The sequence below is a fragment of the Streptomyces sp. A18 genome (genome assembly GCF_059026065.1).
Window position 1 is genome coordinate 102,575 of sequence record NZ_JBWLKL010000025.1, and the last position, 15,915, is coordinate 118,489.

Genomic DNA, 15,915 nt, shown 5'->3' on the forward strand with positions numbered 1-15,915 from the left:
GGGTACCCCCTGCTTTCAGGGTCAGGCGCGGTTTGTCGTCACTTGTCAGACGTCGAAACCGAAAGAAGGGTTGCACAGCGGTTTGTGGGCGCCCCGGCGTGCGCTTGTGACGCATCGTGCACTCCTGCCCCGCCTTTCGAGCTTCTCACCTGCGGTTTTTTCCCTCGTGGGGCTACTGCCCGTGACCGTGAGAATCTCTTAGGTCTGTGGCCAAGGTCATTCAGCGCAAAGGGCCGCCCCCGTCGTGTGACGGGGGCGGCCCTTTGCGTGCGCGCGTCGCGCGAGGACTAGTCGTTGCCGTTGCCCGGCGTCGGCGTCGTCTTCGCGATCTGCATGAGGAACTCGGCGTTCGACTTCGTCTGCTTCATCTTGTCGAGAAGCAGCTCGATGGCCTGCTGCGAGTCGAGCGCGTGCAGCACCCGGCGCAGCTTCCAGACGATCGCCAGCTCTTCGCTGTTGAGCAGGATCTCTTCCTTGCGGGTGGAGGACGCGTCGACGTCCACCGCCGGGAAGATGCGCTTGTCGGAGAGCTTCCGGTCGAGCTTGAGCTCCATGTTGCCGGTGCCCTTGAACTCCTCGAAGATCACCTCGTCCATGCGCGAACCGGTGTCGACGAGCGCGGTGGCGAGGATGGTCAGCGAGCCGCCGTCCTCGATGTTGCGCGCCGCACCGAAGAAGCGCTTCGGCGGGTAGAGCGCGGTCGAGTCGACACCACCGGACAGGATGCGGCCGGAGGCCGGGGCCGCCAGGTTGTACGCACGGCCCAGGCGGGTGATCGAGTCGAGCAGCACGACCACGTCGTGACCCAGCTCCACGAGACGCTTTGCGCGCTCGATGGCCAGCTCGGCGACCGTGGTGTGGTCCTCGGCAGGACGGTCGAAGGTCGAGGAGATGACCTCGCCCTTCACCGACCGCTGCATGTCGGTGACCTCTTCCGGACGCTCGTCGACCAGGACGACCATCAGGTGGCACTCGGGGCTGTTCGTGGTGATCGCGTTGGCGACCGCCTGCATGATCATGGTCTTGCCGGTCTTCGGCGGAGCCACGATCAGGCCTCGCTGGCCCTTACCGATCGGCGACACGAGGTCGATGATGCGGGTGGTGAGCACGCCCGGGTCGGTCTCCAGACGGAGCCGGTCCTGCGGGTAAAGGGGCGTCAGCTTGTTGAACTCCGGTCGCCCGCGCCCGGATTCGGCTGCCATGCCGTTCGCCGAGTCGAGGCGGACGAGCGCGTTGAACTTCTCGCGGCGCTCGCCGTCCTTGGGCTGACGGACGGCGCCGGTGATGTGGTCACCCTTGCGCAGACCGTTCTTGCGGACCTGGGCGAGCGACACGTACACGTCGTTCGGGCCGGGGAGGTACCCCGAGGTCCGGATGAACGCGTAGTTGTCGAGGATGTCCAGGATGCCCGCGACAGGGATCAGTACGTCGTCGTCGGCGACCTGCGGCTCATTGGCGCCACCGAACTCGTCGCGGCCACGGCGGCCACGGCGGTCGCGGTAACGGCCACGGCGGCCACGGCGGCCACCCGCCTCGTCGTCGAAGTCGTCCTGCGGTCCGTTGTCCCGCTGGTCGCGCTGCTGACGGTCCTGGCGGTCGCCGCGGTCCTGACGGCCGCCGCCCTGCTGGCGGTTGCCGCCCTGCTGGTCGTCGCCCTTGTTGCCACGGCGGTCGCGGTCGCGGCCACGGCCCTGACGGTCGCGGCCCTGGCCCTGGCGGTCACGGCGGCCTTCGGCGTTGTTGTCGCCGGAGCCGTCGCCCTTGGCCTCGGACGGCGCGTCCGTCTTGGCCTCGGCCTTGGGCTCGCTCTTCGCCTCGGCGGCGATCGTCTCGGGGCTCCCCGCGTCGGCGGTGGCACGGCGACGGCGACGCTCGCCCTTGTCGGCACCCGCGGGCTGGCCCGGGATGTCGATCTGCTGCTGGGCGGCCTCGTCGGCCTTGCCGCCTGCGGGCTGCTCGGCCTTGTCGGCCTTGCTCGCCTTGGGGGCCTTCTCCGTGCCCGCCGCGGGCTCCTCGCCCGTCCGGGCCTTCGAGGTCGCGCGTCGCTTGGGCTTGGTCTCGGCGTCCGTGGCGGACGCGGACGGCGCGGCACTCTTGGCGGGGGCACCGCCTCCGGCCTGCGCCTCCTTGATGACCTCGATCAGCTGGCTCTTGCGCATCCGCGCGGTGCCCTTGATACCGAGGCCGGATGCGACCTGCTGCAGTTCCGCCAGCACCATGCCATCGAGGCCGGTGCCGCGGCGCCGCCGGGACCCGGCCGAAGCACCGGTGGCAGGCGCCGCAGAGGCGTCCGTGGCGGGCGTGTCGGCAGTCACGCCCATCAGATCGGTGGTGTCGCTCACGAAGGGTCCTTCCCTGGAGCGGACGTCGGCCTGTCTGGCTCGGCGACCGGTTGTGCTGTCCGGAGGTCCTGTGGTGTGTGGACCGTGCCGGGGCGGTGGTCCGCCAACGCGCGGCGGAAGAATTCACTGGTGATGGCGAGTCCCGGTGAGGTGCCACTGAGGTGCGGTGTCACTCGGCTCGGTCACGCCGGTTCCGGAGCGTGCTCGGCACCGCTCAGTGCGGGACACAGAGCAGTTTGGGAGGCTCCCGGAAGGATGGATGTCCCGGACGGGGACACGAAGCACCTCGCCATGGTGGGGTCGGGTGCAGACTTGAGGTTAACACTACCGGATCCAACAAACATTCCCCCTCTCTCATCCGGCTACCAGGTGTCAGGGCGCAAGCGGCAGCACGCTCGCACCCGTCGTGTCGAGCGCCAGACGGTTGGCCGCCCAGCCCTCTCCCGCAAGGCGTGCGACCTTGTCGGCCGCACTCTCGTCGGCCAGCGCGAGGACCGTGGGTCCCGCGCCGGAGATCATCGCCGGGACACCGTCCGCGCGCAGGCGTTCCACCAGGGCGGCGCTCTCCGGCATGGCGGGCGCGCGGTACTCCTGGTGGAGCCGGTCCTCGGTGGCGGGAAGCAGCAGCTCGGGGCGCCTTGTCAGGGCCTCGACGAGCAGTGCGGCCCGGCCGGCGTTGGCGGCGGCGTCCACGTGCGGGACAGTGCGCGGGAGCAGTCCGCGCGCCGTCTCGGTGAGGACGGGCTTTCCCGGTACGAAAACCACCGGAACGATGGAATCAGCAGGCTCCATCCTGATCGCCCGCGCCGCTCCCCCGTCCATCCAGGAGAGCGTGAAACCGCCGAGCAGGCAGGCGGCGACGTTGTCCGGGTGGCCCTCGATCTCGGTGGCGAGCTCCAGCAAGGCGTTGTCGTCGAGCCGGGCGTCACCGCCTATCGTCACGGCGCGTGCGGCGACGATGCCCGCGCAGATGGCGGCGGACGAGGAGCCGAGGCCCCGGCCGTGCGGAATGCGGTTGGCGCAGACGATTTCGAGCCCGCGCGGCTGTCCGCCGAGCAGGTCGAAGGCGGTACGCAGGGAACGTACAAGCAGGTGCGACTCGTCGCGCGGGAGGGTCTCGCTGCCCTCACCTGCGATGTCGATGTTCAGTCCGGTGTCGGCCACCCGTACGACGACGTCGTCGTACAGGCCAAGCGACAGGCCGAGGGCGTCGAAGCCCGGCCCGAGGTTGGCGCTGGTGGCGGGGACGCGCACCCGGACGGCGGCGGCGCGGAACGCGGGACCGGCCATCGCTCGATGACTCTCCTTGAGCTGCGATCTTTTGAGGACTTGCCACGTGATGAGGCACTACCCGAAGGCCGCTCTGCGGCAGCACCGCGGCATATGCGGCGGGGCGGGTTCGGTACAGCCTATCGAAGGAAGGTTCTGTGGCGACATAGGGCGCACAGGAGGCGCACGATGCGTGTCGTAAGCCCCCTGTGCACCCCCTATGCGGAGTTGCGGGTTTTCCAGGCGGTTATGCCCGCCGTACAGCTTCGGTTATCCCCGACCGGCATGGTTATGCCGGAAGCGGGACGATTACGCCAGACCCAGGCGCTCGGCTGCCGCGGCCGAGTCGACCGGAACCGTGACCGGCTGCGGTGCGCCCGCGACGGCCCAGTCCGGGTCCTTGAGGCCGTTTCCGGTGACGGTGCAGACGATGCGCTGCCCCTTGTCGACCTTGCCCTGCTCGGCCGCCTTCAGCAGACCGGCGACGGAAGCTGCCGACGCCGGCTCGACGAAGACACCCTCCTGGGACGCCAACAGCTTGTAGGCGCGCAGGATCTCACGGTCCGTCACCTCGTCGATGAAGCCGTGCGACTCGTCGCGCGCGTCGAGGGCGTACTGCCACGACGCGGGGTTGCCGATGCGAATCGCGGTGGCGATCGTCGACGGGTCCTTGACGATCTCGCCGCGCACGATGGGCGCGGAACCGGAAGCCTGGAAGCCCCACATGCGAGGAGTGCGCGTCGAGACCGAGTCGGCGGCGTACTCCTTGTAGCCCTTCCAATAGGCCGTGATGTTGCCCGCGTTGCCCACCGGCAGGACGTGGATGTCGGGGGCGTCACCGAGCGCGTCGACGATCTCGAACGCGGCGGTCTTCTGGCCCTCGATGCGGAACGGGTTGACCGAATTGACCAGCGCCACCGGGTAGTTCTCGGAGAGGGCGCGGGCGAGGTTCAGGCAGTCGTCGAAGTTGCCGTCGACCTGGAGGATCTTCGAGCCGTAGACGAGCGCCTGGCCCATCTTGCCGAGCGCGATCTTGCCCTGCGGCACGAGGACCGCGCAGACCATTCCCGCACGTACGGCATAGGCGGCGGCCGAGGCCGACGTGTTCCCGGTGGAGGCACAGATGACGGCCTTGGCGCCCTCCTCCTTGGCCTTCGTGATCGCCATCGTCATGCCGCGGTCCTTGAAGGACCCGGTCGGGTTGGCGCCCTCGACCTTGAGATGCACCTCGCAGCCCGTGCGCTCGGAGAGCACCTGCGCGGGCACGAGCGGTGTGCCGCCCTCGCGGAGCGTCACGACCGGCGTCGTGTCGGAGACGGGAAGACGGTCCCGGTACTCCTCGATGATTCCGCGCCATTGGTGGGTCATTGCTGCTTACTCCCCTTCAACCCGCATGATGCTGGCGACACCACGCACGGTGTCGAGATTCCGCAGCGCCTCGACGGTGCCGGTGAGGGCGGCGTCGGGCGCGCGGTGGGTGACGACGACGAGGGAGGCCTCGCCGTCCTTGCCCGTCTGACGGACCGTATCGATCGATACGCCGTGCTCGGCGAAGACCGTCGCGACCTGGGCGAGGACACCCGGCTTGTCGGCTACGTCGAGGCTGATGTGGTACCGCGTGACGACCTCGCCCATGGAGCTCACGGGCAGCTGGGTGTACGCGGATTCACCGGGCCCGGTGGCTTCGCCGAGCTTGTTCCGGCAGACGGCGACGAGGTCGCCGAGTACGGCGGACGCGGTGGGGGCGCCACCCGCGCCGGGCCCGTAGAACATGAGCTGACCAGCGGCCTCCGCTTCCACGAAGACGGCGTTGTACGCCTCACGGACCGACGCCAGCGGATGGCTGAGCGGAATCATCGCGGGGTGCACGCGCGCGGTGACGGACCCGCCGTGGGCGGCGCGCTCACAGATGGCGAGGAGCTTGATGGTGCAGCCCATACGCTTCGCGGACGCGAAGTCGGCGGCGGTCACCTCGGTCATGCCCTCGCGGTAGACGTCGTCGAGACGCACGCGCGTGTGGAAGGCGATGCCGGCGAGGATCGCGGCCTTGGCGGCGGCGTCGAAGCCTTCGACGTCGGCGGTCGGGTCGGCTTCGGCATACCCGAGCGCGGTGGCCTCGTCGAGCGCTTCCTGATACCCGGCACCGGTGGTGTCCATGGCGTCGAGGATGAAGTTGGTGGTTCCGTTCACGATCCCGAGAACGCGATTCACCTTGTCCCCGACCAGGGACTCGCGCAACGGCCGGATCAGCGGAATGGCACCGGCGACGGCGGCCTCGTAATAAAGGTCCCGGCCGTGCTCCTCGGCGGCGGCGTGCAGCGCGGCGCCGTCCTGCGCGATGAGCGCCTTGTTGGCGGAGACGACGGAGGCGCCGTGCTCGAAGGCGGTGGTGATGAGGGTCTTGGCGGGCTCGATGCCGCCGATGACCTCGACGATGACGTCGATGTCCCCGCGTTTGACCAGTGCGGTCGCGTCGGTGGTGACGAGGGAAGGATCGATTCCCTCACGCACCTTCGAGGGGCGGCGGACGGCCACCCCGGCGAGCTCCACCGGGGCGCCGATCCGAGCCGTGAGGTCGTCGGCATGCGTCGTCATGATGCGCGCCACCTCTGAGCCGACAACCCCACAGCCCAGCAGCGCCACCTTCAGCGGACGCGTACGCATCATCCGACCTCACTTCTCATACATCTACAGTGGGACCAGTCTCGCCCACCGGATCGCAGTTTCCGTCCGCGGTCCGGATCGTGAGACATCTATTTCACTGGCCGATACTCTGCCAGACGCCGTTTCCCGGCGTTTTTTCTTCAGCCGACATCGAGACGCAGGAGATCCTCCTCCGTCTCGCGCCGGACGATCACCCGCGCCTCACCATCCCGCACGGCGACGACCGGCGGGCGGAGGGCGTGGTTGTAGTTGCTCGCCATGGAGCGGCAGTACGCGCCGGTCGCGGGCACGGCGATGAGATCGCCGGGCGCGATGTCGGCCGGAAGGAACGCGTCCTTCACCACGATGTCCCCGCTCTCGCAGTGCTTGCCGACGACGCGGACGAGCATGGGCTCGGCGTCGGACTCACGCGAGACGAGCGCGACGCTGTACTCGGCGTCGTAGAGCGCGGTACGGATGTTGTCGGACATGCCGCCGTCGACGGAGACGTACGTACGCAGGCCTTCGAGGGGCTTGACGGTGCCGACTTCGTACAGCGTGAAGGCGGTGGGACCGACGATGGCCCGTCCGGGCTCGACGGAGATCCGAGGGGTGCGCAGGCCTGAGGCCTCACACTCGCGCGTGACGATCTCGCCGAGCGCCTTGGCGATCTCGTGCGGCTCGCGGGGGTCGTCCTCGGAGGTGTAGGCGATGCCGAGCCCGCCGCCGAGGTCGATCTCGGGCAGCTCGACGCCGTGCTCGTCACGGATCTCGGCGAGCAGCTGGACGACGCGTCGCGCGGAGACCTCGAATCCGGCCATGTCGAAGATCTGCGATCCGATGTGGCTGTGCACGCCGATGAGCTCGAGCCCGTCGAGCTGAAGGGCCCTGCGCACGGCTTCGGCGGCCTGTCCCCCGGCCAGCGCGATACCGAACTTCTGGTCCTCGTGGGCGGTGGCGATGAACTCGTGGGTGTGGGCCTCGACGCCGACGGTCACGCGGATCTGCACGCGCTGGCGGGTGCCGAGCCGGTCGGCGATGTGGGCGACGCGCACGATCTCCTGGAAGGAGTCGAGCACGATGCGCCCGACACCGGCCTCGATGGCCCGCTCGATCTCGCCCTCGGTCTTGTTGTTGCCGTGGAAGGCGATGCGGTCGGCGGGCATGCCGGCGGCGAGAGCGGTGGCGAGCTCGCCACCGCTGCACACATCGAGATTGAGCCCTTCCTCGTGCAGCCACCGCACGACGGCACGCGAGAGGAAGGCCTTCCCCGCGTAGAAGACGTCGGCGTCGGAGCCGAAGGCACCGCGCCAGGCGTGGCAGCGGGCGCGGAAGTCGGCCTCGTCGAGGAAGTAGGCGGGGGTGCCGAACTCCTCGGCGAGGCGGGTCACCTCGATCCCGCCGACGGTGACGACACCATCGGCATTGCGCCCGACGGTCTGCGCCCAGACCTTCGGGTCGAGGGAGTTCAGGTCGGCGGCCGGGGCGGTGTAGTGCCCTTCGGGTACTACGTCGGCGTGGCGGGGCCCGGCGGGGTGCGCGGAACGGCTCATGTCGCGTTCGTCTCTCTCACTTCATTCACGTCTGACTTCACGTGTCACACGTACTCGGGGGCACTGATGCCGAGCAGGGACAGGCCGCCTGCGAGCACCGTCCCGGCGGCTTCGGCGAGCGCGAGCCGGGCGCGGTGGGCGGCCGAGGGTTTCTCGTCACCAAGCGGCAGAACACTTGCCTGGAAGACGAGGAAGGCATCGGCGGTGACGACGAGATGCCGGGCGAGGCGGTCGGGTGCGCGGTGGCGGGCGGCGGCGGCCAGGACGCGGGGATGATCGGCGAGGGCGTCGAGAAGGGCCTGCGCCTCCGCCTGCGTCTGTGTCTGCGCCTCTTCGCCTATCTGGCCGGGGGTGCTGTGGAAACCGAGGGCGGCGGCGTTGCGCGTGAGGGCGCGGGTACGGGAGTAGGCGTACCGCACGCGGAAGAGGGGGTTGGCCTCTCGCTGGACGAGGTGCTCGTCGCCGATGCGGGGCCGGTCATGGGCGGCAGGGTGCAGAAGGGCCCAGCGGGCGGCGTCGGGGCCGAGGGGGATGGGGTCGGCAGGGGCGGGGACAGGGCGGAGGGTGTGCATCTCCGCCATCTCCGCCATCTCCGCGGGGGGCTTCCCGTACGCGTCGACCTGGACGCCCAGGGCTTCCCAGGCGGGGTCGGGGGCTTCGTCGCAGGTGTTGCGTACGAGGGCGCCCTGGGAGCGAAGGATGCGGCGCAGGGAGTCGGCGATGACGGCGGCGCGGACTTCGCGGGGGAAGTGGAGCTGGTGGGCTTCGCCGGTGCCGGGGTGGACGTGGCCGTAGGCGGCGCCGCGGGTGAGGACGTCACGGACGAGGTCGGCGGAGGGGCCGCCTCGTTCGAGGGTGATGTTGAGGAAGCCGGGCCCGGTGATGTCGATGGCGGCGATGCCGGGCTCCCCGGCGAGCCGCGGCGACAGCACTTCGGCCACTTGCAGGGGTGACCGCCCGGCGGCACGGGCGACCTGAAGGGCGACGTTGGTGGCGTAGTCCCCGCACCCACCGGCCCGCGGCCGCTCGACGACGACCCGCCGGTCCACGCCCTCGTCACCGAGGTCACCGAGGTCACCGAGGTCACCGAGGCCACTGAGCTCGCCGTCGTCGACGGCACGGCGCATGGCGCGCAGCACGGTGCGGGAGAGCTCGACGGGGGTCACGGGACAAGCGTATGGGAGGAGGGGGGTAGGGACGCGACCTGGTTTCCCCGATGGTCCGGGATGTGGACGGGGAGGGACGGGTTCCGGGTTCCAGGTTCCGAGCTCCAGGGGGAGGTGGCTTTCGGGGCGGGCCGGTCGGCGGCTCCGACGGCCCCGACTGCTCCGACAGCCCCGACAGCCCCGACAGCTCCGACAGCTCCGACAGCTCCGACAGCTGTGGTGACGGCCGCGGGTCAGCCGCCGGGGCGGCCCGCGCGCTCGGCCTCTCCGGTGGCGCCGAGATCACGGCCGAGGGCACTGCGCCCGACCACACCCTCGCTCTCACCTCCGTCACGACCGAACTCCATCAACTGCCTTACGATGCCCAGTAGTTCGGCAGGTTCGAAGGGCTTGGCGAGGAACGCGTCCACCCCGACCTCGAGCCCGCTCTCCACCTCATACTGGGTGCAGGCACTGACGATGACGATGGGGAGATTCCGGGTCCGCGGATCGGAACGCAGCCGGGCCGCGGTACGGAGCCCGTCAAGACGGGGCATCACCACGTCGAGCGTGACGACATCGGGCCTGACCTGGTTCACCATGTCCAGGCATTCGGCACCATCGGCCGCGGTCACGACCTCGAAGCCCTCCAGCTCGAGGTTGACCCTGATCAGTTGCCGGATGACCTTGTTGTCGTCCACAACAAGCACGCGGCCGGACACGCCTGACACAACTCGAGAGTAGGTCCGCGCCCGCCACCGCGTCCGGGTTTTCCCCACTTCCGCCCCGTGCGGGGGAGTCGACCGGGGGCCCGGCGTGGCGCCAAAGGTGACCCCTGGGACACAGGGTGCGGATGCGCCCGCGCTCACGGCCACGGAGTGCGGAAATACCTGTTCATGGGGAGCCGTTAGGAGCTGGTAGGGTTCTACACGTCGCCGGGCAACCGCGCCGACACGCCCCCGTAGCTCAGGGGATAGAGCAACGGCCTCCGGAGCCGTGTGCGCAGGTTCGAATCCTGCCGGGGGCACCTTGTATTGGGTGTCCAAGACCCCGTCAGCAGCGGAAACGCTGAGGCCGGGGTCTTCGCGTATCTCCTCGCGGGCAGTCGTCCGCCTCATGCGTCACCGGGTCACCGCGTCAGGGTTCTATGAGGCCCGCTCGGATTGCGTAGCGTGTGAGTTCCAAGCGGTTGCGCAGGCCCAGTTTGTGGAGCAGGTTCGCTCTGTGGCGGTGGACCGTTTTGATGCTGATGAAGAGCATCTCGGCGATCTCCTTCGACGAGTGGCCCTCGGCGACCAATTTGAGGACCTCCTCCTCGCGTGCCGTCAGTACCTGGTCGGGCGGCTCCTCGCCCTGGCGTACGCGGTCCAGGTAGTTGCGGATCAGCGCGGTGACCGCGCCCGGGTAGAGGAAAGGCTCGTCTCGCATCGCTGCTCGGCAGGCTGCGACCAGGTCGCGGTCGGCCACCGACTTCAGGACGTAGCCGCTGGCGCCCGCCTTCAGAGCCTGGAAGAAGTACTGCTCGTTGTCGTGCATCGTGAGCATGAGTACGCGTACGCCCGGCTTCAGCGCGGCGAGTTCGCGTGCCGCCTGCAGTCCGGTCATCCGGGGCATCGCGATGTCCAGGACCGCCAGGTCGACCTCGTGCGTGCGCGCCAGGGCGATGGCCTCCGCGCCGTCCCCGGCCTCCGCCACGACCTCGAGGTCCGGCTCGCGGTCGAGGATGAGCCGCACCCCGCGACGCACCAGCGCGTGGTCGTCGGCGAGGAGGATGCGGATCCTGGGCCTCGTGTCAGTGGTCGTACTCATTTCGCACTCATTTTGTTCGTGCTCATGTGGTTGGGGTCACGCCTCGGCACCTTCAGCCTGACCTCCGTACCCGCCTGCGGGCGCGGCGTGACGTCCAGCGTCGCCCCGATGAACAGTGCCCGTTCGCGCATCCCCCTGATGCCCGCCCCCTCGTGGGCGACCCCGGTGCCCCGGCCGTCGTCCGCGACCGACAGCACCACCGCGCCGTCGGCCCGGCGCAGGGTCACGTCGACCCGGGTCGCCTCGGCGTGGCGGGCCGCGTTGGTCAGGGCTTCCTGCGCCACCCGGTAGAGGACCAGTTCCGTCTGTTGGTCCAGTGGGGGCAGGTCCGAGTCGAAGCTGCGCGTCACGCGCAGCCCCGCGTGCGTGGCGAACTCTGTGGTCAGGGACGTCAGGGCGCTGATCAGGCCGAGGTCGTCCAGGACGCCCGGTCGCAGTCTGCGTACCAGGCGGCGTACTTCGTCCAGGCTCCCCCGGGTGATCTCCTGCGCCTGCTGCAGCTCGCCGCGCAGGGGTTCTTCCGCCTCGTCCGACGCCCGCTTCAGGGACAGGAGGACCGCGGTCATGGTCTGGCCGACCTCGTCGTGGAGTTCCTGGGCGATGCGGCGTCGTTCGGATTCCTGAGCGAGCAGGACGCGGGCGCTGCTTGCCGCCCGCTCCTGCTCCAGCCGTTCGAGCATCGCGTTGAAGGTGCGGATCAGCTCGGCGGTCTCGCCTCCGCCCTGCTCCGGCAGGCGGTGGCCGGGGCGCAGCAGGTCGACGGTGGTCATCAGCCGGGTGAGGCGGTCGAGCGGGGTGAGGCCGATCCGCAGCAGGGCCGCGTTGGCGACCAGCATGACGGCCAGGCCGGCCACGAGGATGACCGCCTCGGTCAGGACCACCGGCACGGAGACGGTCACCGGGGCCCACAGCAGCAGGGCGGTAGCGCTCCCCAGCACTACCGCGTTGAGCGCGAAGATCCGCCAGAACAGGGACAACGGGTGGTGCCTTCCGCTTTCTTGCTTCTTTTTCTTGCTTCTTCGTGCTTCTTCTTCTTGCTTCTTTGAGCCGTAGCCATCCATCTTTGCCCGGTTGCCGTCCAGCCTGCCCGTTCCCCTTCTGTCCGTCGATGGGGCGCAATGCCCATTTCCGCGATGGGGCCCGGGGGCCGCCGTAGATGGGTATCGCGCCCGATGGGTTTCGTGCGGCTCATCGGCGACGGTGAGGGCATGACCCAAGTTGAAGCCCTTCGGTGCCTGGAACACGAGCGTGCCACCCGCCTCGCGCAGTTGCGTGCCATCGGCGAGGCCGGGCATGAGGCGGAGGAACAGGTGATGGCGGCGCAGAGGGAGACCATCGAGCGCGTCCTCAAAGAGGTCGAGGCCGCCTTCGACCGTGTCCAGGACGGCAGTTACGGGACGTGCCCCGGCTGCTCCCAGCCCATCCCGGTCGCGCGTCTGGAGATCCTGCCGTACACGCAGTTCTGCGTTCCCTGCCAGCGCAAGGCCGGCTGACGACCGCCCGGCCCGCCCCTCCTCCGTCTCCCGCCCTGCCCTCTCCCGCCCTGCCCTAGGGGTGAAGTGGTGAACCACCAGATCATCGAAGACGACCTCAGCACCGCGGATGGCCCCAGCACCTGTGCGGACCTGCCTCCCGTGCCCCCTACGGACAGGCTCCTCGACCGGCGGACATCGCCTCGCCGATCCCCCGTCCCCGCCCCGGTCCCCGCCCCCGTCCCCGCCCGGCACCGCTCGTGGCCCTGGTGCCGGCAGTGTTCGGGCATTGCTCTCGACCTGGGCAGCGCCCGGACCCGTGCCTGGACGTCCGGGCAGCGCATGATCCTCGACGTACCCACCGTGACCTTTCACGGCGCCGGCGCCGTGTATCCGATCCGACGCGGCGCCATCGTCGACACCCCCGGAACGGCCCGGATGCTCGACCGGCTGCTCGGCCACCGCATGCCCCGCTTCGGCCGCCCGCTGCTCATCCTGACCGCACCCGTACTGGGCGGCGTCGCCTACCGGGCCGAGGCCCGCCTCGCCGTCGAGGTGCTCCGCCCGCGCACCGTGCTGACCATCCCCACCGCGCGGGCCGTTGCCGCGGCCGCGGACGCCGATCCGGGCCGCCCCCTGCTCGTCGTGGACATCGGAGCGCACCTCACCGAGGTCGCCCTCCTCGCCGACGGCGCGGTGATCGACGCCCGTCACACCGCCCTGGGGACGAGCGATCTCCCGGACACTCCCCTGGCCGCACCGCCGCCCACCCCGATCACCGACGGGGTCGTCGCGATGGTGACCGCGATGCGCGAACAGGACCGCACGTCCCGGACCCTCGAAGCCCTCCGCCGCGGCGCACTGCTCGCCGGTGGTGGCGCGCTGCTCCCCGACATCAGCCACCTTCTCGCCGAACAACTGCGCGCCCCCATCCAGCCCCTGACCGCGCCGCACACCGCGGCGGTCCGCGGCGCGGCCAAGCTCCTCCGCGCCGCGCACGCCCACCCCTCCGTCACCGGATGAACCGACACCGGTGACACCGGATGACCCCGCACCAGCTTCACCAGGCCCCACAAGCGCCCAAGGAGAGCCCCGTGGCCGGCCCCATCCCCCCGGCACAGCCGCCGCCCGAAGAGCCCCCGCGCATTCCGCACACCCTGCTGTGGCGCTGGCGGCGCAACCCGCTGCGCCGCCGCACCGATCTCGTACAGGCGTGGATCGCGGTAACGCTGTTCCTGACCGTCCTGACCGCCACCCCGGCCGCCGTCGTCCTGGTCGGCGACGCGGCCCGCCGCCACATGGAACGGACGGCCGAGTACCAGGCCGAGACCCGGCACCACACCACCGCCGTCCTCGTCCACGACGCGCCCCGCCACCCCGAGCCCGGGTCGGCCGAGGCGAAAGGGACCCTCTACCCGGTGAGCGTCCGCTTCACGGACCGACACGGGGAGACGCGCACCGCGGAAGCGGACGTCGAACCCGCCCTGACCGCCGGGAACACCATCGCCGTATGGGTCAGCGACGAAGGAAAGGTCACCGACCCGCCCCTGACCGAGCAGGAGGTCCGCGACCACACCAGGGGCTACACGGTCCTGGCCGCCATCGCCGTCCCCATCCTGGGCGCCGCCGCGTACGCCTGCGCCCACCGCAGGCTGGAGCGGCACAACCTCGCCCAGTGGGGAACGGCCTGGGCCCGCACCGCCCCCCGGTGGACCACCTCGCCCTAGGGCCCTAGCTCCGGCGGATGGGCGGCAGTTCGTACGTCCCGTCGAAGACCGCGGCCCGGGGCGTGTACATCCGCAGGATGGGCCGGAAGCGGCCGCCGGGGGTGGGCAGCCAGTTCGCGGCCGTCTTGTCGTCGGTGGGGCGCTGCGGCTGGAGGAGGAGGGTGAGGGAGCCGTCGTCGCCGTAGCTCAGGCCCGGGGTGCGGTCACCGATGGAGTAGCGCTCGATGGGGTTGTCGACCAGGTAGTAGTCCGGCAGGTCGTACATCGTGATCGACCAGAACGCATCGACCGGCGGCGGCTTCTCGAAGCGCAGGGTGTACGACTGCTCGCCCTCCAGGGGCTGTCCGTCGCCGTCGTCCCACGCCATCGCGTACGCCGCCTCATATCCGTGGTTGCCCCAGAGCGCGGTACGGGCCGACGTGGCGCGCACCATGCGGCCCAACTCCCGGTCCGTGCAAATCCATTGGGAGTCCTTGAGTGTGCCGACCTCGAAGTGGTCGGCGTTGTAGTCGAAGGCGTGATACGTCAGCTTCCAGCCGTTCTGCTCCGCGCCCTCCCCGTGGGTGGACTCCTGCTCGACCTTCTCCTTGCCCGCGGCGAATCCTGCGCGCAGCGCTTCGGCGAGCTCCGGCTGCGGCTGTGCGTAGGGGCTCGTCATGTCCAACAGGCCGAGCGGGGCGAAGCGTTGCTGGTACTGCAGGTCCGCGGGCGCGGGCGGGAAGGCGGCCATGCGGGCGCGCAGCTTCTCGTAGAAGAGGAGCTCCGGTTCGTCGTCGGGGATGTACGTGTAGGTCGGCAGCCCGCGGGGCTCGCCGGATGCCGTCCAGTACGGCTCAAGGAGCGTGTCCTCCTGCAGCGCGCGCACGGCCGCGACATCGTCCGGCCCGGCGCATGCCCACCGCCCGACGATCGACGCCACCTCGGTCGGTACGGAGATCCGGGTCGCGCCCAGCGGCACGTCCTCGTCCCAGCCGGGCGGCGTGAGCAGGTAGCTGGCGGCACCGGTGCCGGTGGCTCGGCGGCCCACGTACGCGAAGTTGTTGGTCCACGCGTCCACGAACTGGAGGACGTAGTAGCGGCCGTCGGTGTCCGGCACCGTCAGGAGCAGGGCGCCACCTGAGAGGTCGAGCTGCGCCACCGAGTAGATGGTGTCGTTGTTGACGCTCACGAAGGGGTCGTCGGGTCCCGCAAGTCTGCTCGCGTGGCTGAACTCGTTGAACGGCGCGGCGGCCACCGAGCCCATGCCCTTGCGGGAGAAGCGGTCGACTTCGTCGAGGTTGAGCACCATCGGGTAGCCGTAGATGTACGCCTCGGCCGCCAGCGCCTGGAGATCGGTCGTGCCGTCGGTCATGCCGCCGCCTTCTCGTGATCGTTCGTGATCAAGGTGCTACGGCCATCGTCGGGCCGCCGTGCCCCTCCTGCCACTCCTGCGCTCCACGCGGCGTGGCGCGCCTGCGGAGGGGGCGGTGGGGTCACTCCGGCGTGCCCGGGGGTGGGGGTGCCTGATCGCCGAAGCGGCGCTCGAACTTGGCCACCTGGCCCTCGGAGTCGACCACTCGGGCGCGGCCCGTGTAGAAGGGGTGGCTCTCGGAGGAGATCTCCACCTCCACCAGCGGGTACGTCTCGCCGTCGTCCCACTCGATGGTCTGGTCGCTCTCGGCGGTGGAACGCGTGAGGAAGGCGTAGCCCGCCGAGCGGTCCCGGAAGACGACGGGGCGGTAGGTGTGGTCCTTGTCCTGGGTCATTCCTCAAGGTTCACCGCGTACGGGCGCGGGGGCTAGCCCGGGGGCTCCACGCGGGCGAAGCGGTGGCCTCCGGCCCGGAGCAGTGCCCTCCCCCCGGCGGTGTCACCTTGCCGAACGGGCCTCTCCCACCCAACCGCCCGATCACCCCGCATCCGCCCCTCGCCGAACAAGCCTTTCCCGCCCACCCGCCCGATTGCCCCGCAGCGACAA

Annotated in this window: 14 protein-coding genes and 1 tRNA gene; 4 read left to right on the plus strand and 11 right to left on the minus strand. The window is 70.1% G+C overall.

The window, feature by feature from the left end:
- Window positions 1-287 precede the first annotated feature (287 nt).
- From rho to AC5P1C_RS30265, 7 genes are all read right to left on the minus strand, one after another.
- Window positions 288-2,342: a transcription termination factor Rho gene (rho, locus tag AC5P1C_RS30235; protein WP_493869114.1), complete on the minus strand. Its 2,055-nt coding sequence runs from the start codon at window positions 2,340-2,342 to the stop codon at window positions 288-290.
- A 372-nt stretch (window positions 2,343-2,714) separates the two neighbouring features.
- Entirely contained in the window at window positions 2,715-3,632 is a 918-nt protein-coding gene (gene thrB / locus AC5P1C_RS30240; RefSeq protein WP_493869115.1) for a homoserine kinase, read from the minus strand.
- A gap of 288 nt (window positions 3,633-3,920) precedes the next feature.
- Window positions 3,921-4,979, minus strand: coding sequence for a threonine synthase (thrC, locus tag AC5P1C_RS30245; protein ID WP_493869116.1), 1,059 nt, complete (start codon window positions 4,977-4,979; stop codon window positions 3,921-3,923).
- A gap of 6 nt (window positions 4,980-4,985) precedes the next feature.
- Window positions 4,986-6,278: a homoserine dehydrogenase gene (locus AC5P1C_RS30250; RefSeq protein WP_493869117.1), complete on the minus strand. Its 1,293-nt coding sequence runs from the start codon at window positions 6,276-6,278 to the stop codon at window positions 4,986-4,988.
- A gap of 137 nt (window positions 6,279-6,415) precedes the next feature.
- Window positions 6,416-7,807: a diaminopimelate decarboxylase gene (gene lysA / locus AC5P1C_RS30255; RefSeq protein ID WP_493869118.1), complete on the minus strand. Its 1,392-nt coding sequence runs from the start codon at window positions 7,805-7,807 to the stop codon at window positions 6,416-6,418.
- Window positions 7,808-7,851: 44 nt separating this feature from the next.
- Window positions 7,852-8,973 carry an ArgS-related anticodon-binding protein NrtL gene (gene nrtL, locus AC5P1C_RS30260; protein WP_493869119.1) on the minus strand — a complete coding sequence of 374 codons (1,122 nt, stop codon included), beginning with the start codon at window positions 8,971-8,973 and terminating at the stop codon, window positions 7,852-7,854.
- A gap of 233 nt (window positions 8,974-9,206) precedes the next feature.
- The gene (locus AC5P1C_RS30265; RefSeq protein ID WP_493869120.1) at window positions 9,207-9,731 is read right to left on the minus strand and encodes a response regulator; all 525 of its coding nucleotides are present in this window, start codon (window positions 9,729-9,731) and stop codon (window positions 9,207-9,209) included.
- A gap of 176 nt (window positions 9,732-9,907) precedes the next feature.
- Between AC5P1C_RS30265 and AC5P1C_RS30270 the strand changes: the two genes are divergently transcribed.
- Window positions 9,908-9,979 (plus strand) — tRNA-Arg (locus tag AC5P1C_RS30270).
- Window positions 9,980-10,089: 110 nt separating this feature from the next.
- On the opposite strand, the gene AC5P1C_RS30275 is transcribed toward AC5P1C_RS30270, so the two are convergent.
- Together AC5P1C_RS30275 and AC5P1C_RS30280 are read right to left on the minus strand one after the other, a co-directional pair.
- Window positions 10,090-10,761 (minus strand): response regulator, encoded by a 672-nt coding sequence (locus AC5P1C_RS30275; protein WP_493869121.1) that lies wholly within the window; start codon window positions 10,759-10,761, stop codon window positions 10,090-10,092.
- Window positions 10,758-11,738, minus strand: coding sequence for a HAMP domain-containing sensor histidine kinase (locus AC5P1C_RS30280; RefSeq protein ID WP_493869122.1), 981 nt, complete (start codon window positions 11,736-11,738; stop codon window positions 10,758-10,760). Before AC5P1C_RS30280 ends, AC5P1C_RS30275 begins: the two co-directional genes overlap by 4 nt.
- 231 nt (window positions 11,739-11,969) lie before the next feature.
- Here AC5P1C_RS30280 and AC5P1C_RS30285 point away from each other — a divergent pair, with 231 nt between their 5' ends.
- The 3 genes from AC5P1C_RS30285 to AC5P1C_RS30295 all read left to right on the plus strand — a co-directional run bounded on the left by AC5P1C_RS30285 (window position 11,970) and on the right by AC5P1C_RS30295 (window position 13,960).
- The gene (locus AC5P1C_RS30285) at window positions 11,970-12,254 is read left to right on the plus strand and encodes a TraR/DksA family transcriptional regulator (RefSeq protein WP_493869123.1); all 285 of its coding nucleotides are present in this window, start codon (window positions 11,970-11,972) and stop codon (window positions 12,252-12,254) included.
- 321 nt (window positions 12,255-12,575) lie between these two features.
- Complete coding sequence (locus AC5P1C_RS30290; protein WP_493869124.1) at window positions 12,576-13,256, plus strand: hypothetical protein; 681 nt, start codon at window positions 12,576-12,578, stop codon at window positions 13,254-13,256.
- Window positions 13,257-13,327: 71 nt separating this feature from the next.
- Complete coding sequence (locus AC5P1C_RS30295; protein WP_493869125.1) at window positions 13,328-13,960, plus strand: Rv1733c family protein; 633 nt, start codon at window positions 13,328-13,330, stop codon at window positions 13,958-13,960.
- 4 nt (window positions 13,961-13,964) lie between these two features.
- Here AC5P1C_RS30295 and AC5P1C_RS30300 read toward each other — a convergent pair whose 3' ends face one another.
- Both AC5P1C_RS30300 and AC5P1C_RS30305 read right to left on the minus strand, forming a co-directional pair.
- Window positions 13,965-15,311 (minus strand): DUF1254 domain-containing protein, encoded by a 1,347-nt coding sequence (locus AC5P1C_RS30300; RefSeq protein WP_493869126.1) that lies wholly within the window; start codon window positions 15,309-15,311, stop codon window positions 13,965-13,967.
- A gap of 121 nt (window positions 15,312-15,432) precedes the next feature.
- Window positions 15,433-15,705, minus strand: coding sequence for a type B 50S ribosomal protein L31 (locus AC5P1C_RS30305; protein WP_493869127.1), 273 nt, complete (start codon window positions 15,703-15,705; stop codon window positions 15,433-15,435).
- Window positions 15,706-15,915: the final 210 nt, after the last annotated feature.